Below are 23342 nucleotides of genomic sequence, written 5' to 3' on the forward strand. Positions count from 1 at the left end.
GCGGCCGGCGCGGGTTCAGGGAACTGGGAAATCGATCAGAACTTGTACGTGCCGCCGATCAGGAACTGGCGGCCATAGGACGTGTATCGCTCAGGCAAGGTAGCGTTGGGATCGACGGAACCGGTGGAGACACCGACGCGGGTGCGATAGGGCTCGTCACGCAGATTGTTGACCTGCAGCGTCAGCGACAGACCCTTGAAGAGGCCCGATTCGAACGCGTAGCCGATCTGCGCGTCGATGATGGTTTCACTGGAGATCATGCTCGGCACGTTCTCGCCAAAGGTGCCGCGCACCGTCGTCACGAAGGGCGAGCGATGGCGGCTGCCGATGCGCGCCGAGATACCGTCGCGTTCGTAATAGACGGTGAAGTTGGTCGCCTTGCCCGACAGACCATCCAAAGGTTTGCTGACGTCATTGCCCTCGTGCAGCGAGCTGCGCGTGTCCGAGTAGCTCAGGCTCACACCGATGCCATCCAGCGCGGGGCTGATCAGGCCGCCGTCCAGCGAGCCACTCAGCTCGGTGCCGGCGATCATCCCGCCGCCGCCGTTGGACTGGGTAGTCAACGTGCCGATGTTGCTGTAGGGCGTGAAGGCCGTCGGGTTGGGAAAGCCGGTGAAGTCGAAGTCGATGGACTGCGAGTAGACGAAGTTCTTGATGTTCTTGTGGAAGACCGCGGCCGCCACATAGCTGCGCTTGCTGAAGTAGTGCTCCACGGACAGGTCCACCGCGTCGGCGCGCCAGGGCTCCAGCTTGGGGTTGCCGCCATTGGCCGACCACAGATGCGGCTCGGTCGTGCTGACGCTGATGCCCGCGAAGCCGGCGCGCATGTCCTCCATGTTCGGCCGCGCCAGCACCTTGGCYAGGCCGAAGCGCACGATGGTGTTGGCAGTCACGTCGGCAGCGATGTTGAGGCTGGGCAGCGTGTCGGTGTAGCTGGTGCCGCCGGTGGCAGGTTCGGTCGCGTTGGTCTTGCCGTTCCAGAACAGGCCGTCGCTCCACTGCTTGGCATGCACGACGCGCAGGCCCAAGCTGCCGTGGATGGGCACGCCCCAGTCGAACTCGAAGCCGAGCTTGGCGTGGGCGGCCGTGACCTTCTCGTGCACCTGCCAGATACGGCCCGGTGCCTGGTCGGCCGAGGTGGGCACCACGTCGTACAAGCTCAGCGCGCTCGGCAGGTCGAAATTGACCATGCGGATATTGCTGCCCGCGAAGCCCAGGTCGGTCGGCGAGCGCAGCAGCGCGGACGGAATCAGCATCGGCGCGCGGCCGTTCTTGAGGTTGTAGTTCACCTCGGTGCGGTTCATGTCCTTGTCGCGCTCGGAGTAGTCCAGCCCGCCCTCGATGTTGCTGAGCCAGCTGTCGAAGTTGCGGCCCGCCGTCAGCTTGAGCGCCTTGATCTGGTCGCGCACCTTGGGGAACTGGCTGCGGCCGTCGCGGCCCCAGTTGGCGGGGTCGGTCAGGTAGACGCTCTTGCCGTCGCCGAAGTCGAAGGTCGGCGCGAAGGTGGAGCGACCGTCGCCGGTGACGATGTTGGCCTGCCCCAGGCTGACACGGCTCAGCGAGCCCGCCTGCACTTCCGCGTTCTGCTCGTCGCGCTTGGCCTTGGACCAGCTCAGGTCCCCCACCAGCTTCCAGTCAGCCAGCTTCAGCTCGTTGTTCCAGCCGATGGCGCGGATGTCGTCCTGGCGCTTGTTGAAAGTCGTCAGCGCCACCGGCGTGGTGTTGTTGACGATGCCGCTGGTGACGATCTTGTCGCCGTTGACCACCGTCGTCTGCGCATTGCTCCAGGTCGCACCCGACCAGGTCGACATGTCGGACATCACCGTGCGGCGCGCCTCGGTCTGGTCGAACTTGGAGTAGTAGAGGTCCAGCGTGCTGTGGAAATCGGCGTTGGGCTTGTACTCGAGCACGCCCATCAGGCCGTCACGCTTCTGGCGCGACGAGGCGGCACCCAGCTCGAAGCCCTGCAGTGCGACGGCATCCGTGGGCACGCCGGGCAGTGGTGCGCCCCAGTTGTTGGTGTTGGCCCACCACCAGCTCTTGTAGTGCTTTTCCTGGTTGGGCGAGTCCAGGTGCGCGAAGCCGACGGCCGCGCCCCAGGTGCGGTCGGCCGACTGCGTCACATACGAGGCGCTCAGGCGGTTGCCGGTGCCGGAGATCTCGGGGTTCAGCGAGCCGTTGGAGTTGCGTTCCACGCGCGCGCCGACGACGCCGCGCGAGGTCGCGAAGTCCAGCGGGCGCAGCGTCTTCATGTTGACGGTGCCCGACAAGCCTTGCGCCGACAGGCTGGCGTCCGGCGTCTTGTAGACGGTGGCGGCGTTGATCAGCTCCGACGGGAACTGGTCGTACTCCACCGAGCGGTTGTCACCGGTGGAGACGATCTCGCGGCCGTTCAGCAGCGTCACGCCATAGCGCGGCGCCATGCCGCGGATGCTGATGACGGACGAGCGCCCGGCCACGCGCTGAGCCGTCAGGCCGGGCAGGCGCGAGATCGCGTCGGCGATGGACACGTCGGGCAGCTTGCCAATGTCCTCGGCCGAGACGGATTCGACGATGGCATCGGCGTTGCGCTTGGTGCTGATCGAGGATTCCAGGCTGGCGCGAAAGCCGGTGACCGTCACGGTGTCGAGCTTCTGCTCGCCCGCCGGCGCGGTCTGGGCCAGTGCCAGCGCCGATGCGCCCAGCAGGCCGACGCAGACGGCAATGGGCGTGAGGCGGTTGCGCCGCTGGGGCGAAGTTGGGGCGATGGTGCGCACTGCCGCACGCTGAGCTTGCTTGAGCATTTCTTTCGTCTCCTGGTTCGTCTTGTTCGCTGCTCGGCCGGCTTTTTGGGTGGCGATGCCTCCGCGCTCTTTGGCGTTGTCGGCATCAAAATTGGAACCGGTTCCAAACACGGCGCAAATCTAATGCGCCACAGTCGGGGCTGTCAATCTCGTCGGCCCGGGGGTTGACGTTTTTTTGCTTCACCCACTACCGTCGCGCTCCCAACGGACACCCCACGATGAATCGCTCAAGCCCACTTCTCGCTGCCCTGCTTGCCCTGGCGACCATGGCCGGCGCGGCCGAAACCGATGCCGTCGTGCAGGCCTGGCCGGCCCGCAAGCCCGTGCGGGATGCGGCACTCGAGGCCAAGGTCGAGGCCGCGCTGAAGAACTTGACCCTGCGCCAGAAGATCGGCCAGATGACCCAGCCCGAGATCCGCGCGATCACGCCGGAGCAGGTGCGCGAGTACGCCATCGGCACCATCCTGAACGGCGGTGGGGGCTGGCCGGGCCAGGACCGCGCGGCCACGCCGGCGCAGTGGCGCGAGCTGTCCGAAAAGTTCCAGGCCGCGGCCCTGCAGGCCACGCCGGGCATCCCGCTGATCTGGGGCACCGACGCCGTGCACGGCCACAACAACGTGCGCGGCGCGACGCTCTTCCCACACAACATCGCGCTCGGCGCGACGCGTGACGCCGACCTGGTGCGCGACATCGGCCGCGCCACGGCGCGCGCCATCCGCGCCTCGGGCCTGCACTGGGCCTTCTCGCCTACGCTGGCTGTCGTGCAGGACGTGCGCTGGGGCCGCACCTATGAGAGCTTCGGCGCCGACCCGGCCCTGGTGAAGCGCCTGGGTCAGGCCTCCGTCGAAGGCCTTCAAGACGGCATGAAGGAGGGCCGCGGCGTGCTGGCGACTGCCAAGCACTACGTCGGCGATGGCGGCACGCGCCGCGGCATCGACCAGGGCGTGACGCAGGCTTCGCCGGCCGATCTCGCCAATGTGCACGGCGCGGGCTACCTGGGTGCGCTGGACGCCGGCGTGCTGACCGTCATGACCTCCTTCAGCAGCTGGACCGACAGCGCTGGCTACGTCGAGCACGGCAAGATGCATGGCAACGCCGTGCTGATGACCGGCGTGCTGAAAGACCGCCTGGCCTTCGACGGCCTCATCGTCAGCGACTGGGACGGCGTCGGCCAGGTGCCAGGCTGCACCCCCGAAGATTGCCCTGCCGCCATCAACGCCGGCATCGACGTCGTCATGGTGCCCTTCCGCTGGAAGGCCTTCTTCGACAACACCCTGCGGGCTGCCGAGCAGGGCAGGATCCCGATGGCCCGCATCGACGACGCAGTGCGCCGCATCCTGCGCGTGAAGTTCAGCATCGGCATGCAGCCGGCCGTGCCCGCCACGGTCGAGGCGATGCAGGCGCCCGAGCTGGCGCGCCGCGCGGTGCGCGAGTCGCTGGTGCTGCTGAAGAACAAGCCCGGCCTGCTGCCGCTCAAGGGCACGGCCCGCGTGCTCGTTGTCGGTACCGCGGCCGACAGTCTGGCCCACCAGAGCGGCGGCTGGAGCGTGACCTGGCAGGGCCGCGACACGAGCAATGTCGACTACCCGCAAGGCACGTCGCTGCTGGCGGCATTGCGGCAGCGCCTGGGTGCCGCGCAGGTCACCTTCGACGCTGACGGCAGCAAGAGCGATCCGAAGAACTTCGACGCCGTCGTCGCCGTGCTCGCCGAGACACCCTATGCCGAGGGCGAGGGCGATGTGCGCATCACCGAAAACCTGCGCTTCAGCCGTCGCCATCCCAAGGACGCGGAAGTGCTGCAGCGGGTCGCCGGCCGCGGCAAACCCGTCGTCACGCTGCTGTACTCGGGCCGGCCGCTCTATGTGAATGACCTGGCCAACAAGAGCGATGCCTTCATTGCCGCCTGGCAGCCCGGCACCGAGGGCGCCGGCTTGGTCGACGTGCTGGTGGAACCGACCGCCGGCAAGGCCTGGCCGGGCTTCACCGGCCGCCTGTCCTTCCCCTGGCCGGCAGGCCCCTGCCAATTCAGCAGCCACGAAGCCAGGTCCTGGTGGCCGGTCGGGGGCGGCCTGAGTGGCAAGGAAACCCAGGCAAATACCAAGCCCCTGCCCGAGCCGGCAGACCCCGCCCCGATCTGCCCCCTGTGATTCAATCCGCCCCAACAAAAGCAGAGGGCGAATGGCAACGATCAAGGACGTAGCGCGGCTGGCCGGTGTGGGCGTGGGCACCGCCTCGCGCGTCATTAGCGGAAACGGTTCCGTCGCGCCAGCCACGGCCGAGCGCGTGCGCAAGGTCATTGCCCAGCTGAAGTTCCGGCCCTCGCACACCGCTCGTTCGCTGGGCGCGGGCACGTCCAAGCTGATCGGCGTCTACATCCCCTTCCTGCGCGGCACCTACTACACGCCCATCCTGCGCGCCATCGACCTGGTGTTGCGCGCGCAAGGACTGCACATGGTGGTGGCCTTCGGCGAGGGCATCGAGGACGAACGCGTCGAGACCAACGACGGCATGCGCTTTTTGCTGGACCGCGACTGCGACGGCCTCATCGTGCTGTCCAACGCGCTGCAGGACGAAGACCTCAAGGCCCTGGGCCCGGCGGCGCGCCAGGTCGTCGTGCTGAACCGCCATTTCGACCGCATCAAGGACCAATGCTTCACGGCCGACCACGTGCAGGGCGGCGTGCAGGCGGCCCGCGCGCTGCTGCAGCACAAGCACAAGGACATCGCCGTCGTCTCCGGCCCGACCACCTCGCCCGACAACGTGGCGCGCCTGAATGGCTTCATGGGCGAGCTGGCGCTGCGCGGGCTGGACACGTCCAAGATCCTGACCGTACCCGGCGACTTTTCCAATCAGGCCGGCTGGGATGCGGCAGAGGTGCTGCTCAAGCAAAAGCGCCTGCCCTCTGCCGTGTTCTGCGCCAATGATGAGATGGCCATCGGCCTGCTGGCGCATTTCCAGGAACGCGGCGTGTCGGTGCCACACGAGGTTTCGGTGCTGGGCTATGACGACTCTCCCAGCGCCGAATTCGCGGCGCCGCGCCTCACATCGGTGCACATCCCGAGCCACGAGGTCACGCTGGCCGGCCTGCACTGGCTGCTGAACCGCTGCTACGGGCAGGAGCTGCCCATCTCGCGGCAGTTCGACATCACCGTCACCTGGCGCGCCTCCGTGGCGGCCCCACCCTCCCGCAAGCGCTGAGCGACTGCGAACGAACCCTCCGCGCCCGCTCATCCCGCCGCAACGCCGCCACTCGGCGTTGCAAATGCTCGCCGTAGCAGCGGCTACGGCTGTGCTTTGCGCCTGGATTGGCAACGCTGTGGCGGTCTGCTCGAACGCGCAGGATTCATTCGCAGCCGCTGAGGCCACAATCCGGTTTGGTTACTTTTCACCAAACCCATGCTCGCCCAACGCGTCCTGACCGGCATCACCACCACCGGCACCCTGCATCTCGGCAATTACGTCGGCGCCATCCGCCCGGCCATTGAGGCCAGCCGCGCGCCCGGCGTGGAGAGCTTCTTCTTCATGGCCGACTTCCACGCGCTGATCAAGTGCGACGAGCCGGACCGCCTGGCCCATTCCAGCCGCGCCATTGCCGCGACCTGGCTGGCCGCCGGCCTCGACCCCGAACGCGTCACCTTCTACCGCCAGAGCGACGTGCCCGAGATCCCCGAGCTCACCTGGCTGCTGACCTGCGTGACGGCCAAGGGCCAGATGAACCGGGCCCATGCCTACAAGGCTGCCGTGGACGCGGCCGTGGCTGCCGGCGAGGAGCCCGATGCCAACGTCAGCATGGGCTTGTTCAGCTACCCGGTGCTGATGGCGGCCGACATCCTGATGTTCAACGCGCACAAAGTGCCTGTGGGCAAGGACCAGGTCCAGCACATCGAGATGGCGCGCGACGTGGCCCAGCGCTTCAATCACCTGTTTGGCCGGGGCAAGGAGCTGTTCACTGCCCCAGAGGCCGTGACCGATGCCGAGATGGAGCTGCTGCCGGGGCTGGACGGCCGCAAGATGAGCAAGAGCTATGACAACGTCATCCCTCTCTTCGAAGGCGGCAGCGCGGCGCTGAAGGAGGCCGTTGCGCGCATCGTCACCGACTCCAAGCTGCCCGGCGAGCCCAAGGACCCGCAGGGCCAGGCCCTGGTCACCATCTACGATGCCTTCGCGACGACCGAGCAGCGCGCCGCCTTCCGCGCGGCCCTGCGCGGCGGCCTGGGCTGGGGCGAGGCCAAGCAGCAGCTCGTGAACCTGATCGAAGGCCAGATCGGCCCGATGCGCGAGCGCTATGCCCACCTGATGGCCCACCCCGAGCAGCTCGAAGCCACGCTGCAGGCGGGCGCCGCCAAGGCCCGCGCCATCGCGGTTCCCTTCCTGAAGCAATTGCGCGAGGCCTGCGGCCTGCGGCCCTACACGTCCACCGCGACGACAGCAGCTGCCAAGATAGAGAAGGCTGCGCTGCCGGTCTTCAAGCAATACCGCGAGGCGGACGGCAAGTTCTACTTCAAGCTGCTGTCGGCGGGTGGCGAGCTGCTGCTGCAGAGCAGTGGCTTCGAGCAGGGCCGCGATGCCGGCCAATGGGTCGCCCGGCTGAAGCGCGAAGGTCTTGTGGCCGATGCGCCGGTGCAGCGCGAAGCCAGCGACGCCGCCATCACGGCCGCCCTCGCCGCCTTCCAGGAAGACTGACGTGGCCGACATCACCGAACTGCTGATCGGCACTTCGCGTGGTGACGCGGCGTCCCTGCAGCAGCTATACGCCCTGCTCTACCCCGAGATCAAGCGCGTCGCCCGCATCCGCCTGGCGCAGAGCGGCCCCAGCGGCAGGTCGGCCGGCCTGAACACCACCGCCCTGGTGCACGAGGGCTTTCTGCGCATGGCCGACCAGCAGGGCCTGCAGGGCGAGACGCGCGGCCAGTTCTTCGCCTACGTCGGCCGCGTGCTGCGCTCCGTCGTCATCGACCACCTGCGCACCGAAGGCCGCGACAAGCGCGGCGGCGACGCCGTCATGGTCACGCTGTCCGCGGCCGACGACGTGGCCGCCGTGCAGAGCACGGCCGTCGACATGCTGGGCCTGGACCAGGCCCTGGAGCGCATGAAGGCCCTGGACAACGGCCTGTACGAGCTGATCGAGATGGTCGGCTTCGCCGGTCTGTCCATCGCCGAGGTGGCGGCGGTGCGGGGCCTGTCCACGCGCAGCATCAACCGCGAATTGCTGAAGGCGCGCGCCCTGCTGCAGGAGCTGCTCGGCGACCCGCCCAACTCCGTCTACTGATGAACTCGGGCTTGCAGTCCTCGGACTGGCAGCAGCTGTCGGCGCTGTTCGACGAGCTCGCCGAGCTGCCCGCCGCGACACGGGCCGAGCGCCTGGCTGCGTTGCAGCCGCCCGAACTGGCCGCGCGGCTGTCGCGCATGCTGGCGTCCCTGCCCGAGGACGAAGACACGGACGCCACCGTCCTCGTCGACATGCCGGGCTACAACACCCGCCTGGTCGCCGCGCTGAGCGAGCCGACGCTCTCCACCACCACACCTGCCCGCCCCGGCGACCGCCTGGGCTCCTGGTGCCTGGCCGAACCCCTCGGCGAGGGCGGCATGGGCCAGGTCTGGCGGGCCGAGCGGGCCGATGGCCTCTACCAGGGCGAGGCCGCCATCAAGCTGCTGCGCGGCGACCGCGCCGGCCCCGGCCTGACGGCCCGTTTCGCCCGCGAGCGCGCCCTGCTCGGCCGGCTGACCCACCCGGGCATCGCCCGCATGCTGGACGCCGGCGAGCAGGACGGCCGCGCCTACCTCGTGCTGGAGTACGTGGTGGGCCGCACGCTGTCCGAGCACGTGCGCACACACAACCTTGGCCTGGTGGCGCGCGTGAAGCTGCTGCTGGAGGTGGCGCGCGCCGTCGAACATGCCCATGCCCAGCTCATCCTGCACCGCGACCTCAAGCCCGGCAACGTCATGGTGGACGAGCAGGGCAACGCCAAGCTGCTGGACTTCGGCATCGCCGGCCTGCTCGACGACTCCGGCCGTCAGTCCGACCATCAGCTGACACAGATCACCGGCCGGCGCCTGACGCCGGCCTACGCGGCGCCCGAGCAGATCACCGGCGAGGCCGTGGGCGTGGCCAGCGACATCTATTCGCTGGGCGTGATGCTCTACGAACTGGCCAGCGGCGACCTGCCTTTCGGTAAACGCGGCCTGGGCCGCACGGCCCTGGAGCATGCCGTGCTGCACGGCCAGGCCCAGCGCATCACCCGTTCCACACGCACGACCGGCTCGGCCGACAGCGCCGGCGACGAGGCAGGCCCCGGCCGCCCCCTCGATGCCGACCGGGCGGCGGGCGACCTGGAGGCCGTCGCCGCCAAGGCCTTGCGCAAGAACCCGGCCGAACGCTATACCAGCGTCGGCAACTTCATCGACGACCTCGAGCACTGGCTGGCCCAGCGCCCGGTCAGCGTGCGTGCCGAGGACTGGCAGCATCGCGCGTGCCTCTGGCTGCGCCGCAATGCCGCGCTGGCGGTCGGTGCCACGCTGGTGTTCGCGGCCCTCAGCCTGGGCCTGGCCGTCAGCCTCTGGCAGCGGCACGAGGCCCAGGCCGCAGCGCGCGAGTCCGAGCAGGTCACGGGCTATCTGGCAGAGCTGCTCGGCGCGGCCAGCCCCGACCAGAACGGCGGCCGCCAGCCCACCGTGGTGGAACTGCTGGACCGCAAGCGCCAGGAGCTGGCCACGCGCTTCAACGACCAGCCCGAGGTCAAGGACCGTGTCTTCGACACGCTGGTCAAGACCTATTTCGCGCTGCAGCGCTTCGACGTCGCGGCGCCGTTGGCTGAAGCGCGCCTGGCCCACGCCCGCCAGGCCTTCGGTGAGAACGACCCGCGCACCGAGGACGCCGCCGTCTCTCTGGCCGGCCTGCACACCGCCGTCGCCGGCGGCCAGCCTGTCATCGACTTGCTGGAACCGCTGCTGCCTCGCTGGGACAGCCGCTACGGGCCGCTGAGCGAGAAATCCCACAGCCTGCGCCTGCACCTGCTGACGGCCTACGGTCGCCTGGGCCGCTTCGCCGATGCCGAGCGCGAACTGGCGCTGGCCAAGCGCTCCAACGACGCGATCTATGCCAAGAACCCCTTCGAGCATGCGCGCTTCGCGACCTACGAGAACGTGCTCTATGTCTACGAGGGCCGGCTGCGCGAGGCCGAGCGCTCGCTCGAGGCGGCCAAGCCGTTCTGGAACCCGCAGGAGGCCGAGCGCATCCGCCCGGCCCTGGTGCTGGAGCGCAACCTGGCCTTCGTGCGCTGGCGGATGGCGCGCGAGAGCGCAACCGACGCCACGGCGCGCAGCGATGACCTGATCCGCCGCTGGGACGCCATCGCGCGCCCCGGCAACCACGCCAGCACGCTGATGCGCCAGTTGCTGGCCGTCTACCTGCAGCAGCTCGGCGAGTTCGGCCCGGCCCTGGCCCAGCTGGAGAAGGCCCAGGCCGAGACCGAGGCCGCCGGCGCCGACGACGCCGTGACCGGCCTGCTGCGCCGCACCCAGTTGCTGGAGGCCCGCGTGCTGGCCGCTGGCCGCGCCGACGCAGCCAGCCTGCGCGCCGCCGCCCAGGCCCTCGCGGGGCTGGATGCCGCGCCGCTGATCGGTGACGTGCGCCGCGCCGATGGCCTGCTGACGCTCTCGCGCATTGCCATCGCGCCCGGCGCCGGCGAGGCTGGCCAGGCGCTGGCGCGCGATGTCGAGCACCGCCTGAACACGCTGCGTCCGCTGCTCGCCGAGTCCCGCAATCTGGCCAGCCGCATCGATCTCTTCAAGAGCCGCCTGGCCGGCACGCCGGCGGCCTCGCTGGCGGGCACGCGCATCCGCGTGGCCTACTTCGACGGCCTGCCCGAACCTCAGGGCCTGCCCGAGTGGGCTGCCCGCCTGCAGCTGGCCTGCGCGCTGCGCGCGGCCGGCGAGCCCTGGCAGGAAGCGCTGACGCGCGCCGAGGCGGCACGCCCGCCCAATCTCGCCGAGCTGACGCCTGCGCCACATCCACTGACCGAGGTGGCCGCACAACTCGCGGCGGGCACGGCAGCCGCCGATTGCGACTGGCGTTTCTAGAGCCATGCCTCTAGGCACTGTGGGTAGCGCGTCACGCCGCAGGGTGTTTACCCGGGGGAAGGGCCGCTTTACAGGCGGTTAACTTTGCGGCTCCCGAAAAAGAAGTCTGAGGAGACACGCCCATGGCCACCATCGCCGCCGACCAGCTCGCCCTGCAACGCCTGTATCACTGGGAGCGCACCGCCGGCAGCACCGTCACGCTGACGCAGCCTATGGGTGGCCCAGAGGTCAAGGACTTCACCTGGGCCCAGGTCAGCGACCAGGTGCGCCGCATGGCCGCTTTCCTCAAGGCCAAGGGCGCCGCAGAGGGCTGGCCGGCCGATGCCAAGGTGGCGATGCTGTCCAAGAACTGCGCCTGGTGGTTGATGACCGACCTCGCCATCTGGATGGCCGGTTATGTCTCCGTGCCGCTGTACCCGACGCTGGCGGCCGACACCATCACGCAGATCCTCACGCACAGCGAGGCGCGCTTCATCTTCATCGGCAAGCTCGACGGCTGGGAAGGCATGAAGCCGGGCGTGCTGCCCAGCCTGCCCGGCGCCAGCTACGCGCTGTCGCCCGACGACGTGAAGAAGAACTATGAGGGCTGGGACGCCATCTGCGCCCGCACCGAGCCGCTCAAGGGTGAAGTCATGCGCGGCGCCGACGAGCTCTGCACCTTGATCTACACCTCGGGCACGACCGGCAACCCCAAGGGCGTCATGCACAACTTCGGCGCCTTCGCCTGGGCCATCGGCGCGGGCCTGGACCGCTTCCCGATGAGCGCCAGCGACCGCATGATGTCCTACCTGCCGCTGGCCCACGTGGCCGAGCGCGTGCTCGTCGAGCACAGCTGGCTGAAGGTCGGGCTCAAGGTGTTCTTCGCCGAATCGCTGGACACCTTCACCGCCGACCTGCAGCGCGCGCGGCCCACCATCTTCTTCAGCGTGCCGCGCCTTTGGGTCAAGTTCCAGCAGGGCGTGCAGGCCAAGATGCCGCCGCAGAAGATGAACAAGCTGCTGCGCCTGCCCATCATCGGCGGCCTGGTGCGCAAGAAGGTCCTCAAGGCCCTGGGCCTGGACCAATGCCGCATCGCCGTCGGCGGCGCCGCACCCATGCCGGTGGCGCTGCTGGAGTGGTATGGCACGCTGGGCCTGCACATCAACGAGGGCTATGGCATGACCGAGAACCTGGCGCTGTCGCACATGACGATGCCGGGCAAGAACCAGCGTGGCACCGTGGGCCCGGCCTATGGCGGCGTGCAGACCCGCATCGATCCCGCCAACGGCGAGCTGCAGATGCGCAGCCCGGCGCTGATGATGGGCTACTTCAAGGAGCCGGGCCTGACCGCCGACGCGCTGACCGCCGATGGCTGGCTGCACACCGGCGACAAGGTGACCCAGGACGGCGACGGCTGCGTGCGCATCACCGGCCGCGTGAAGGACCTGTTCAAGACCAGCAAGGGCAAGTACGTCGCCCCGGCGCCCATCGAGGACAGGCTGGGCATGAACCCCAACATCGAGGCCTGCTGCGTCGCGGGGGCCAACATGGGCCAGCCGCTGGGCATCGCGATGCTGTCGCCGCAGGGCCTGCAACGCGCCAGCTCCGAGGCCGAACGCACGGCGCTGATGGCCGAGCTGAGCAAGCACCTGGACGACGTCAACGCCCGTCTGGACCCGCACGAACAGCTCGACACCCTGGTGCTGATCAAGACGCCCTGGACGGTGGACAACGGCTTCATCACGCCGACCTTCAAGGTCAAGCGCAACCGCATCGAGGAGGCCTATGCGGGCAAGTTCGATGCGTGGGTGGGCAAGCGCGCCAAGGTGTCGTTCGGGGACTGAGCGCGCAGGCCCGCCGCTGAGGCAGCTGGCCTGCGCGAGTGCCGCGCCTCAATCCGGCAACGAGAACGCGTACAGCTTGCTGTTCGGCGTGCCGAAGCCGAAGTTGCTGTAGCCCGAGCCCCAGTAGAGCGTGCCGTCGGCGATGGCCGCGCCCGAAAGGCAGGAACCGCCGCTCGGGTAGCTCCACAGGATGGTGCCGTTCGCACCGTTGAGCGCGTACATGCGGCCGCTGGCGTCCAGCGAGCAGGCGTAGACAACGCCATTGGCCGTCGTCACCGGGCCCGAGGGGCCGCCGCCGATACCGCCCGGCGGCAGCGGGTCCAGCGTCTGCCATAGCGTCGCACCGGTGGCCGCGTCGAGGCCGAACCAGGCGCCTCGCGTCGTCGGCGCGCCGGCGCCCATCGGCATCCACGGCACCCCGTTGCTGTTGGCGTTGGCCGTGTAGATGCGCGTGCCGTCCGTCGCCGAACCCCACTGCAGGCCGCCCGCCGTGCCCCCTGGGCCGGCCTGGGTGACCCAGGCCACGGCGCCGGTGTCCGGGTTGAGCGCCCAGTACTGGCCGCTCTTCTGCCCGAGGCCCAGCAGCTCCATCGGCTTGCCCTTGCCGGCCTTGGACTTGAACAGCGCCGGCGCCTGGCCAAAGTCGTAGTCCGGGCCTGCCGGCGACGGGCAGTTGTCGCCGTCGCCGAAGAAGGGGATGCAATCCACCGTCCAGGCGTCATAGGGGATGGCACGGGTCGCCCAGCGCACGGCCCCCGTCTTCATGTCGAGGGCGAGGACGCTGTCGAAATAATCGTTCGCCGGCAGGCAGGCGGCCTTGGCCACCGGATCGGCACCTGCGGCCGACACGCAGGCCAGCACGGGCGGCGGCACCGAGTAGTTGTTGCCGGTGGCGATGTAGACCGCGCCGCGCGAGGTATCGACGGCAGGCGAGCTGCCCCAGACGGCGTTGCCGGTGTAGCCGGCCGGCGCGAGCGTCGTCCGCCAGCGGATGGCGCCGGTTTTCAGGTCCAGGGCCAGCATGCTGCCGCGAAAGGACAGCTGGTAGCCCGGCACGAAGGCGGCAAGGGCCTCCTCCTGCGACGCGACGCCAACGAAGACCTGGTCGCCATGGATGGTGGCCGACTGCGTGATGATGGCCGCGAAATGCGGATCGGCCTGGGTGCTCCAGGCCAGCGCCCCGGTGTCCTTGTCGAAGGCCAACACCCGGCCACCAGGGCCGCCGCCCGCCAGGATGGAACCCTGGGTGCCGATGACCACCTTGCCGCCGCCCAGGGCCGGCGTGGCGCGGGCCTTGTCGCGCGGGATGCCCGTTACCGAAGGCAGGTAGACGGCCCAGCGCACGCTGCCATTGCTGCGGTTGACCGCATAGAGATAGCCAGCCCAGTCGGGTACATAGACCGTATCGCCATCGACGGCCGGCGTGGCCGAAACGTCGCCCGCCGTCGTCAGCGCCCATTTGACGGCCAGCTGGTTGACATTGCCGACGCCCAGCTTGTGCTCCGACGCCTGGCTGCGTGTGTTCTCGCGGTCGCCCCCCGCACTGCTCCATTCACTGCCCTGCGCCGCTGCTGCCACCAGCGGCAGGGCCAGCGCCACTGCCGCAAGGAGGGTGCGCGTCGGCGCGGTCGGCTCTCGAAAACAGGTCGTCTTCTTCATGGAAGTTCTCCGTTCCTTGTTTGCGATGCCCGATGAACGGGCCGTGGAACGGGTGGGCATCGCGCAACCCGCCACAGCAGACGCTTGGCGCCACGCGGCGACAAGGCGAAAGGGCATCAGAGGACGCTGCAGCGGGGCAGGCATCAGGGCATACCCGTCGCCGTCCTCTGGGTTGAGGACGATCGCTAGCTGCGCCAGTAATCGGCCCGCCCGTAATGCGCGCGCAGATGCTCCACCCACAGCCTTGTCCTCAGCGGCAGGTGGCGTGACTGCGGGAACACGGCGTAGATGCCGTTGGGCGGCGCCGCAAAGGTATCCAGCACGCTGGCAAGGCGCCCTGCCGCGAGGTCGGCCTCGACCTCCCAGGTGCTGCGCCAGGCCAGGCCCATGCCGTCCACGCACCAGTCGTGCAACACCTGGCCATCGCTGCAATCGAGCCGGCCAACCGGCCGTAGGTGCTGAACGGCGCCGTCGATCTGGAAGGCCCAGCCGCGCACCTGGCTGGCCTCGGAGCTCAACGTCAGGCAGGCATGGCGGCCGAGTTCATCGGGGTGCTTCGGCGTGCCGGCGCGCTTCAGATAGCCGGGGGCGGCCACACACAGCCGCCGGTTGTCGGCCAGCCGCGTGCTGACCAGGCTGGAGTCCGGCAGGTCACCCACACGTACGGCACAGTCGAAGCCCTCGTGGACGATGTCGATGACGCGGTCGCTGAGGTTGAGCGACAGGCTGAGGTCGCCATGCTCGGCGAGAAAGCCCGGCACCAGCGGCGCAACATGCCTGCGGCCGAAGCCGGCAGGCGCCGTCACGCGCAGATGGCCACTGGCCTTGAGGCCGCCGGCACTGACGGTAGCTTCCGCATCGGCCAGCGAGGCGATCAGGCGCTGGCAGTCCTCCAGGAAGGCCTGGCCCTCGGACGTCAGCGTCAGCCGCCGCGTCGTACGCAGCATCAGCTTGACGCCCAGGCGCGCCTCCAGCGCGTCCAGCCGCCGGCCCATGACGGCAGGCGCGACGCCCTCGGCCTGGGCCGCCGCCGTCAAGCTGCCCTTGCCCGCGACGAGGACGAAGGACTCCATCTGCTTGAGCTTGTCCATGCCCCGGATTGTGCTGGGCGACAGACGCAAAGGCAGCGGTTTCATGAAGGATCTTTGCGTTTTTGTCACAGATGAATGGCGTGCTCCGCAGCGAATCCCGACACGCGACGCAGCTAGATTGGCGACATTCGTTGTTGCCTTCTCGCAGGAGTCCCGCCATGCCTCGCACCACCCTCCACCGCCTGCAGGTCGATGCCGACCTGGCCCGCTTCATCGACACCGAGGTGCTGCCCGGCACCGGCGTTTCGGCTGACGCCTTCTGGGCCGGCTTCAGCCGGATCGCCCATGAGCTGGCACCGATGAACCGCGCGCTGCTGGCCGAGCGCGACCGACTCCAGGCCGAACTGGATGCCTGGCACGAGGCCCATCCCGGCCCCATCACCGACATGCCGGCCTACCGCGGCTTCCTGCAGCGCATCGGCTACCTCGTCGAGCCGCCCGCCCAGGTGCAGGCGACCACCGCCAACGTCGATGCCGAGCTGGCCCTGCAAGCCGGCCCCCAGCTCGTCGTGCCCATCCTGAACGCCCGCTATGCGCTGAACGCGGCCAACGCGCGCTGGGGCTCGCTGTACGACGCGCTCTACGGCACCGACGCCATCTCCGAGGCCGACGGGGCCACGCGCGACGGTGGCTACAACCCGGTGCGCGGCGCCAGGGTCATTGCCTTCGCCCGCCAGGTGCTGGACCAGGCCGCACCGTTGGCCGAAGGCTCGCACAGCCAGGCGGTGGCCTACCGCATCGAGGGCGACCAGCTCTCCGTCACGCTGGCCTCGGGCGACGTGACCGGCCTGGCCAACGCGGCCACCTTCGCCGGCTACCAGGGCGCCCCTGATGCGCCCAGCAGCGTGCTGCTGGTGCACCATGGCCTGCACCTGGATGTGCGCATCGACCGCAGCACGCCCATCGGCAAGACCGACCCGGCCGGCATCGCCGACGTGGTGCTGGAGTCCGCGCTGTCCACCATCCTCGACCTGGAAGACTCGGTCGCCGCCGTCGACGCCGAGGACAAGCTGCTGGCCTATCGCAACTGGCTGGGCATCCAGCTGGGCACGCTGACCGAGGAAGTGGCCAAGGGCGGCAAGAGCTTCACGCGCCGCCTGAACGCCGACCGCGTCTACACGGCACCCGGCGGCGGCACGCTGACGCTGCATGGCCGCTCGCTGATGTTCGTGCGCAATGTCGGCCACCTGATGACCAACCCGGCCATCCTGCTGGGAGGTGACCAAGAGGGCAACGAGATCCCCGAGGGCATCATGGACGCTGTCGTCACGACGACCATCGCGATGCACGATCTGCGCCGCCGCGGCAACAGCCGCACGGGCAGCGTCTACATCGTCAAGCCCAAGATGCACGGCCCGGCCGAGGTGGCCTTCGCCGCCGAGCTGTTCAGCCGCGTCGAGCAGCTGCTCGGCCTGCCCGACAGCACCGTCAAGCTGGGCATCATGGACGAGGAGCGCCGCACCTCCGTCAACCTCAAGGCCTGCATCGCCGCAGCGGCCAGCCGCGTCGCCTTCATCAACACCGGCTTCCTGGACCGCACGGGCGACGAGATGCACACCGCCATGCGCGCCGGCCCGATGCTGCGCAAGGGCGACATGAAGACGTCCAGCTGGATCCAGGCCTATGAACGCAGCAATGTGTTGACCGGCCTGGCCTGCGGCTTGCGCGGCCGCGCCCAGATCGGCAAGGGCATGTGGGCCATGCCCGATCTGATGGCCGCCATGCTGGAGCAGAAGGTCGGCCACCCCAAGGCCGGCGCCAACACCGCCTGGGTGCCGTCCCCCACCGCCGCGACGCTACATGCGCTGCACTACCACCAGGTCAGCGTTAGCGCCGTGCAGCAGGAGCTGGAAAAGGTCGACTTGGCCGCCGAACGCGAGGGCATCCTGAACGCGCTGCTGACCATCCCCGTCGCCGCCAAGGCCGACTGGACGCCCGAGCAGCGACAGCAGGAGCTGGACAACAACGTGCAGGGCATCCTCGGCTATGTGGTGCGCTGGGTCGACCAGGGCGTGGGCTGCTCCAAGGTGCCCGACATCAACGGCATCGGCCTGATGGAAGACCGCGCGACGCTGCGCATCTCCAGCCAGCACATCGCCAACTGGCTGCGCCACGGCGTCGTGTCGGCCGAACAGGTGCGCGAGACCTTCGCCCGCATGGCCAAGGTGGTGGACGGCCAGAACGCCGGCGACCCGGCCTACCGGCCTCTGGCCGCCAACTCGCAGGGCGCGGCCATGCAGGCGGCGCAGGATCTGGTCTTCAAGGGCGAGGCCCAGCCCAGCGGCTACACCGAGCCGCTGCTGCATGCCTGGCGCTTGAAGGTGAAGGCGGCGCACTGAGCGCAACGGCAGTTGCCCGGTCCTGTTCCGCACGGGCAACTGCTAGGCTTGCCCCATGCGCACCATCACCTTGATTGCCCTTTCCCTCGCTGCCCTGCCGGCCCTGGCGCAGGACGGCCTGCAGCGCTGCCGCGCGATGACGGATAGCGCCGCCCGGCTGGCTTGCTATGACACGCTGGCCGACGCAGCCCGCGTGCCGGCACCACCGGCCAGGCCCGCCGCGCCGGCCGCGGTGGCGCAGACCGCAGCGCCGGTCACAGCCATGGCTACCACGGCGGCACCGGCCCGCACGGGCGAGACCACCTTCGGCCTGCCTGAATCCAAGCGCCCCGAGGCGGTGGAGTCGGTCGAGAGTTCGGTCGGCCCGCGCTTCGACGGCTGGGGCCCCAACTCGCGCATCCGCCTCGCCAACGGCCAGGTCTGGCAAGTCGTCGACGGCAGCTCCGTCGCGCTGCCGGAAGGCCCGCGCAAGGTCAGCGTGAAGCGCGGTGCGCTGTCGTCCTTCTACCTCGACATCGAAGGCCTGAAGACTTCGCCGCGCGTTCGTCGCGTCGAATGAGGCCCTAATCGGGCAGCACGTCGAAGGCCACCGTCAGCCGGTAGGCCTCGTCCTGGAAGGGCGTCGTGCCGTGCCACAGATAGGACGGAAAAAGCGCGAGACGCCCAGGTTGCGGCGCCTCCATGCGGCTCGCGGGCAGGCTTGAGCGCAGCGGCTCGGGCAGGTCGGGCTCACCGAACTTGATCCAGCCGTCGCGGCTGCCTTCGCGCAGGGCGCTCGGCGGCGTGGCCACGTAGTAGCAACTGCTCAGCCAGCCATGGCTGTGGATGTGGTTGGTGTGGAAACCGCTGCGACGCAGCCGCGAACTCCAGCTGTCGGTGAAATGCCAGGCTCCGGGTGAGGTGGGCCGGCGGCCGAGGAAGGGGTGTCCAGACTCGGCTGGCAGGTTCGCCAGCCAGGCGCTGATGGCCGTGGTGATCTGGCGTTTCAGCGCCTGCACCAACGGCAGGTCGAGGTCGAAGAGGTCGCCGCGCGTTTGCGTGCCGTAGCGCAGTGTCTGGTCGATGGGCGCCTGGGCATCGGTGTGCAGCCGCGTCAGCTCCTCGGCCAGCGCGGCATTGAAGCTGGCGATGTCGGCCCACCCGGCAGGCGGCTCGATGTCGATGACGGCCACGCAGCGATTCAGGTCGTTCAGCCAGTCGGCACGCGGGTCGCCCGTCAGCCGCCAGCCCGTGCCGACGAGGGCCAGTGCATGCTGGTTCTCCGGCGCCAGCGCGAAGGCGCGTTCGGCCAGCGCCAGGCCCTCGGCGGATTGGCCGGCGGCGTAGAGGCTGCGCGCTGCGTTGCTCAGCACCGTCACGCTGTCCGGCGCCAGCGAAACCGCCCGGCGGTGGGCGATGCAGGACTCCTCGTGCTGGCCGAGCAGGCACAGGGCCTGGCCGAGGCCGTCGGCGTACGCCGCCGTGGCAGGGGACAGCGCCGCAGCGCGGCGATAGGCGTCGGCCGCAGCTTCGCCACGTTCCGCGCGCAGCTGCAGCAGGCCCAGCAGGCCGGGCGGCACGTCGGACTCCGGCGCGGCGCGTTCGGCAGCGTCGAGCTCGGCGGTGAAATCGGCATGCCCGAGGGCCCAGCGCAGCTTGGCGAGGTCGTAGAGGCTGAGCGCATGCAGCGGCTGCAGCGCCAGCGCACGGCGGTAGGCGGCCAGCGCCGCATCCGAGCGGCCCAGCGCCTGCAGCGTGTTGCCGAAGTTGTAGTGTGCTTCGGCGACGTCCAGGCCCAGCCCCTGCGCGCGTTCGTGCGCGACGAGCGACTCGGCATGGCGGCCCAGGCGGTGCAGCAGTACGCCGCGGTTGTGGTGCAGCGCGGCGCGGTCGGGCGCGAGCCGCAGCGCGGCGTCCAGCGTCGGCAGCGCGGCGGCCAGCTCGCCGCTTTCCTCCTGAAGCATCGCCAGCAGCTGCAGCGCGTTCGCGTCCTGCGGGGCGAGCCGGGCCGCATCGCGGGCGGCCTGCAATGCGCGCTCGCGTTCGCCGAGATCGCGCCTGAGCCGGGCATGCTCGTAGTGGGCGACAGCCAGGTCGGGTTGATGCAGGACGGCCTGGGCAAAGGCTTCGGCCGCCGCCGCGGGACGTTGCAACATCTCCAGCATCTGGCCGCGCGCCAGCCACACGCGCGGCTGCCGCGCCTGCAATTGCAGCGAGCGCGAGAACCAAGCCTCGGCGTCGGCCCATTGCTGGCGCCGGGCGGCGAGCTGGCCCAGCGCGGCGGGTGCCTCGGGAGCGGCAGGCATCTCGCGCAGCGCGCGCTGCAGCAGGGCATCGGCGGCGTCGAGCTGGCCTGCGGCGAGTGCGCGCACGCCCTGGCCCAGCGAGGAAGCGGGGTGGATGGCTGCCATGGGACGGTGTGTGGATGAGCGCGAATTGTCCGCGCCAATAAAAACAGGCCCCGAAGGGCCCATTTGCAAAACACCCCGAGGGGCGAAACCAGACTTGCTTAGAAGTTGGCTTGGACGGTCGCGGTATAGCGGCGGCCAATGATGTCGTAGACGCTCGGGAACGTGTTGCCATAGTTGCTCGAACCCGGGCCGATGCCGGTGCCGATCAGCGGCGGCTGCTTGTCGAACAGGTTGTTGACCGTCATCGACAGCTTGATGTTCTTGCTGACTTGCCACGAACCATTCAGGTCGAAGTATTCGAAGGCCTTGATGGACTCGTTCGAAGGCAGGAACTTGCCCTTGTTGTTGGCCGCCGCACCGGTGGTCTGCACGTTGGCAGCGCCGATATGACGCCAGTTCAGGCCCAGCCCGTAGTCACCCAGCGTCCAGGACGCCCGCGCGTTGAACCGCGTCTTGGAGTAGGGCGTACCCACATCGACGCCGTAGTAGCCAGCTTGCTCCAGTGTCTGCACGTTCGGCAGCGACTTGAAATCAGCGCGCTTCAGATAGGCCAGCTGCATGCTCAGATCAAGGCGACCCCAGTTGGCCAGGCCCAGCTTCTTCAACGGCAGACGGTAGTTCGCGCCCAGGTCGATACCCGAGAAGTTGTAGAAGCCGAGGTTGGACGACTGGGTGCTCACGCCCTTGCTGCCGGTACCGTTCAGGCCGCCATTCAGCGGATCACGCTGGATCAGCTGGCAGAAGGAGTTGTACGTGAAGCCCGGATTTCCGACGTAGCAGCCATCGATGACCTGGGAAGCCGTCGCGCTCGACACGGCGCCGTTGATCTTGATCTTCCAGAAGTCCAGGGTGATCGACAGGTTGTCGATGAAGTCCGGCTCCCACACCACGCCCAGGGTGGTCGTGTCGGCCTTCTCAGGGCCGAGGTTGGGGTTGCCGCCGCCGGTGTTGTTGATCTGGTTGGACGAGGGGGACGCGACGTTGCCGATCTGGGCCGCCGGCACACCGGTCTGCTGGCACAGGTTGGTCAGCGTGCCGGCCTTGCCTGCGTCAGCAGCATTGATCAGGGCCAATTGGCAGGGGTCCACGCTCTGCGACGACAGGCCAGTCGTCACCGGAGCGTACAGCTCGTTCACGTTCGGCGCGCGGGTGGCGCGCTGGCTTTCGCCGCGCAGACGCAGGCCCTTCATGGGCGCGTAGTCAAATGACTTCTTCCAGCTGCCGTAGCTCTTGGTGCCGCCGATCGAGTCGAACTCGGTGTCACGATAGCCGTAGCCGACGTTCAGCGAGTAGACGAACGGCTTGTTCTGCACCAGCGGCAGGGTGGCTTCGCCATAGACCTCGCGGAACTTCAGCGTACCGCTGCGGTCAGGCGTCGGGGAGCCCGAACCCAGCAGTTCGCCCTGGGTCTGCACGACCGCGTCGGACGCATTACCGCCGAACACCGTGCGGTCTTCGTAGCCAATAGCAACGCCCAGCGGGTTCTTCGCCCACGGGCTCTTGGCGAAGGCGACTTCACCGTTGGCGGACCCGGCCACGACCTTCTGCTCGACGCGGGTGGTCTGGAAGGTCGGCGTGGCGATGAAGGCCAGCATCTCCGGGGTGATGCTGCCGGCAGCGCCGAACAAGTTGATCGGCACGCAACCACCGCTGGTCACGGTACAGGCCGTCGTGCTGAGGGCCTTCGTGGCCTGCTGCAGCTTGGTGGCCGAGAAGCCGTTGCCCGTGCGCTGGGTCTGGTCCGAGCGGCCGGTCTGGAAGTAGGCGTCATAGCTCCAGCCTTCGAACATCGGGATGTCGCCACGCACACCGGCGGTGTACTGGGTCGTTGCGTTGTCGTAGCTGTAGATGCGCGGACCGGCTTCGACGAAGCGGCGGGCAACGTTGGCGCGGAAGGTGGTGGCGCCGCCAGCCACGCACTTCGGATCGTTGGCACCGAGCGCGAACACGGTCGTGTACGCATTGCAGAGCTGCGACCGAACCGCCGGCGTGATGTAGGGGTTGCCGATTGGAATGTCGAGCCCCGCGCCGAAGGTACCCGACGGAGCCAGATTCAGCGTCACGTTGGACTTCGTGTGGAAGATTTCCGCGTAGACCTCGGCGTTGTCGTTGATCTGGTAGCGGCCCATGGCCGTGACCTGCGTGCGGGTCAGCGGTGTTTCGAAGTAGTTCGGCGGGTTGGTGTTGTAGCCATCCGGCGGGCCGGAGGTCACGGCAGAACGCAGCAGGCCGGTGGTGCCGTCGATGACGCGGTTGCCGGCGATGGGTACGGGCATGCCCGAGAACACGGCGGGCACGGCGGTTCCGGAGAAGCCGCCAGGGTTGCCGCTCGCCGAGGAGATCACGGTGCCGGCGTAGTCCCGCTCACCCAACTTCAGCGGGTTGGTGCGCGTGTTGCCGATGTGCAGCACGACGTTGCCCTTGCCGTCGGCCAGGTTGGCGCCCATCGTCAGGTCGTTCTTGTAGCGGTTCGCGTCACCCTTTTCGGAGGCGCTGTACAGCGTAGTGGCTTCGACGCCGGAGAAACTGCGCTTGGTGATGAAGTTCACCACGCCGGACACAGCGTCGGCACCGTAAACGGCGGAAGCGCCGCCAGTCACGAGGTCAACACGCTCGAGCAGCGAGACGGGGATAGTGTTGGTATCGACCACGCCGCCAAGGGTGGCGGGAACGATACGGCGGCCGTTGATCAGCACCAGCGTGCGGTTGGAGCCGATGCCGCGCAAGTCGATCGACGCGATACCCGTCGAACCGTTGTTCATGTTCGGGCCAATGGCCGGATAGGACGAAGGCAGGCCACGCACCAGCTCTTCAACCGCGACAGGCTGCTTGATGCTGATATCTTCCTTGCCAACCGAGGTGATCGGGCTGCTGGACTCGGCGCCCACGGACTTGATGCGCGAACCGGTGACTTCAATGCGTTCGAGCTTTTCGGTCGAGGCCTCTTGGGCCATTGCCGAGCCGGCGCTCAGCGCGCCGATCATCGCCAGCGCGGCTGCGCTTCGGGCGTTTCGTTTAAACATGACTACTCCTTCGTGAGGACGTTCTCAACGCTGTGTTGCAGGTGATTTGGAAATGCGAGTCCCTCGCGGAGAAACGCCTTTTCGCGGCGCGAGTCTGGCGACTGGCAGCATCCGGGCCGATCCGGGTAGCCCCCAATAGACTCTGCAAGCTGCTG

At 68.7% G+C, this 23342-nt stretch carries 13 protein-coding genes; 8 read left to right on the forward strand and 5 right to left on the reverse strand.

The window, feature by feature from the left end; genetic code table 11:
- Positions 1 to 35: 35 nt before the first annotated feature.
- Positions 36 to 2783: a TonB-dependent receptor gene (locus ACXJKJ_RS08875; RefSeq protein ID WP_157281853.1), complete on the reverse strand. Its 2748-nt coding sequence runs from the start codon at positions 2781 to 2783 to the stop codon at positions 36 to 38.
- 218 nt (positions 2784 to 3001) lie between these two features.
- Here ACXJKJ_RS08875 and ACXJKJ_RS08880 point away from each other — a divergent pair, with 218 nt between their 5' ends.
- The 6 genes from ACXJKJ_RS08880 (at position 3002) to ACXJKJ_RS08905 (ending at position 12685) form a co-directional block, all read left to right on the forward strand.
- Positions 3002 to 4930 (forward strand): glycoside hydrolase family 3 protein, encoded by a 1929-nt coding sequence (locus ACXJKJ_RS08880; protein ID WP_457389848.1) that lies wholly within the window; start codon positions 3002 to 3004, stop codon positions 4928 to 4930.
- Between the two features lie 31 nt (positions 4931 to 4961).
- On the forward strand, positions 4962 to 5981 hold the full coding sequence (locus ACXJKJ_RS08885; RefSeq protein WP_457389849.1) for a LacI family DNA-binding transcriptional regulator: 1020 nt from the start codon (positions 4962 to 4964) through the stop codon (positions 5979 to 5981).
- Positions 5982 to 6179: 198 nt separating this feature from the next.
- A complete protein-coding gene (locus ACXJKJ_RS08890) occupies positions 6180 to 7466 on the forward strand; it encodes a tryptophan--tRNA ligase (protein WP_457389850.1) in 1287 nt (428 codons plus the stop codon).
- Between the two features lies 1 nt (position 7467).
- On the forward strand, positions 7468 to 8052 hold the full coding sequence (locus tag ACXJKJ_RS08895) for an ECF-type sigma factor (RefSeq protein ID WP_056200637.1): 585 nt from the start codon (positions 7468 to 7470) through the stop codon (positions 8050 to 8052).
- Complete coding sequence (locus tag ACXJKJ_RS08900; protein ID WP_457389852.1) at positions 8052 to 10862, forward strand: serine/threonine-protein kinase; 2811 nt, start codon at positions 8052 to 8054, stop codon at positions 10860 to 10862. The genes ACXJKJ_RS08895 and ACXJKJ_RS08900 overlap by 1 nt, the downstream gene beginning before the upstream one ends.
- Before the next feature lie 122 nt (positions 10863 to 10984).
- Positions 10985 to 12685, forward strand: a complete 1701-nt coding sequence (locus ACXJKJ_RS08905; protein ID WP_457389853.1) for an AMP-binding protein — start codon at positions 10985 to 10987, stop codon at positions 12683 to 12685.
- Positions 12686 to 12733: 48 nt separating this feature from the next.
- Here the strand turns inward: ACXJKJ_RS08905 and ACXJKJ_RS08910 are convergent, their stop codons facing one another.
- Complete coding sequence (locus ACXJKJ_RS08910; RefSeq protein WP_457389854.1) at positions 12734 to 14344, reverse strand: outer membrane protein assembly factor BamB family protein; 1611 nt, start codon at positions 14342 to 14344, stop codon at positions 12734 to 12736.
- A 185-nt stretch (positions 14345 to 14529) separates the two neighbouring features.
- Positions 14530 to 15435, reverse strand: a complete 906-nt coding sequence (locus tag ACXJKJ_RS08915) for a LysR family transcriptional regulator (protein ID WP_457389855.1) — start codon at positions 15433 to 15435, stop codon at positions 14530 to 14532.
- Between the two features lie 158 nt (positions 15436 to 15593).
- On the opposite strand from ACXJKJ_RS08915, the gene ACXJKJ_RS08920 reads away from it, so the two are divergent.
- Together ACXJKJ_RS08920 and ACXJKJ_RS08925 are read left to right on the forward strand one after the other, a co-directional pair.
- Positions 15594 to 17774, forward strand: coding sequence for a malate synthase G (locus tag ACXJKJ_RS08920; protein WP_457389856.1), 2181 nt, complete (start codon positions 15594 to 15596; stop codon positions 17772 to 17774).
- A gap of 55 nt (positions 17775 to 17829) precedes the next feature.
- Positions 17830 to 18333 carry a hypothetical protein gene (locus ACXJKJ_RS08925; RefSeq protein ID WP_457389857.1) on the forward strand — a complete coding sequence of 168 codons (504 nt, stop codon included), beginning with the start codon at positions 17830 to 17832 and terminating at the stop codon, positions 18331 to 18333.
- A 4-nt stretch (positions 18334 to 18337) separates the two neighbouring features.
- Here the strand turns inward: ACXJKJ_RS08925 and ACXJKJ_RS08930 are convergent, their stop codons facing one another.
- Both ACXJKJ_RS08930 and ACXJKJ_RS08935 read right to left on the reverse strand, forming a co-directional pair.
- The gene (locus ACXJKJ_RS08930) at positions 18338 to 20164 is read right to left on the reverse strand and encodes a putative 2OG-Fe(II) oxygenase (protein ID WP_457389858.1); all 1827 of its coding nucleotides are present in this window, start codon (positions 20162 to 20164) and stop codon (positions 18338 to 18340) included.
- Between the two features lie 98 nt (positions 20165 to 20262).
- Entirely contained in the window at positions 20263 to 23187 is a 2925-nt protein-coding gene (locus ACXJKJ_RS08935) for a TonB-dependent receptor domain-containing protein (protein WP_457389859.1), read from the reverse strand.
- Positions 23188 to 23342 lie beyond the last annotated feature (155 nt).

Source organism: Roseateles sp. P5_E1, assembly GCF_054049335.1.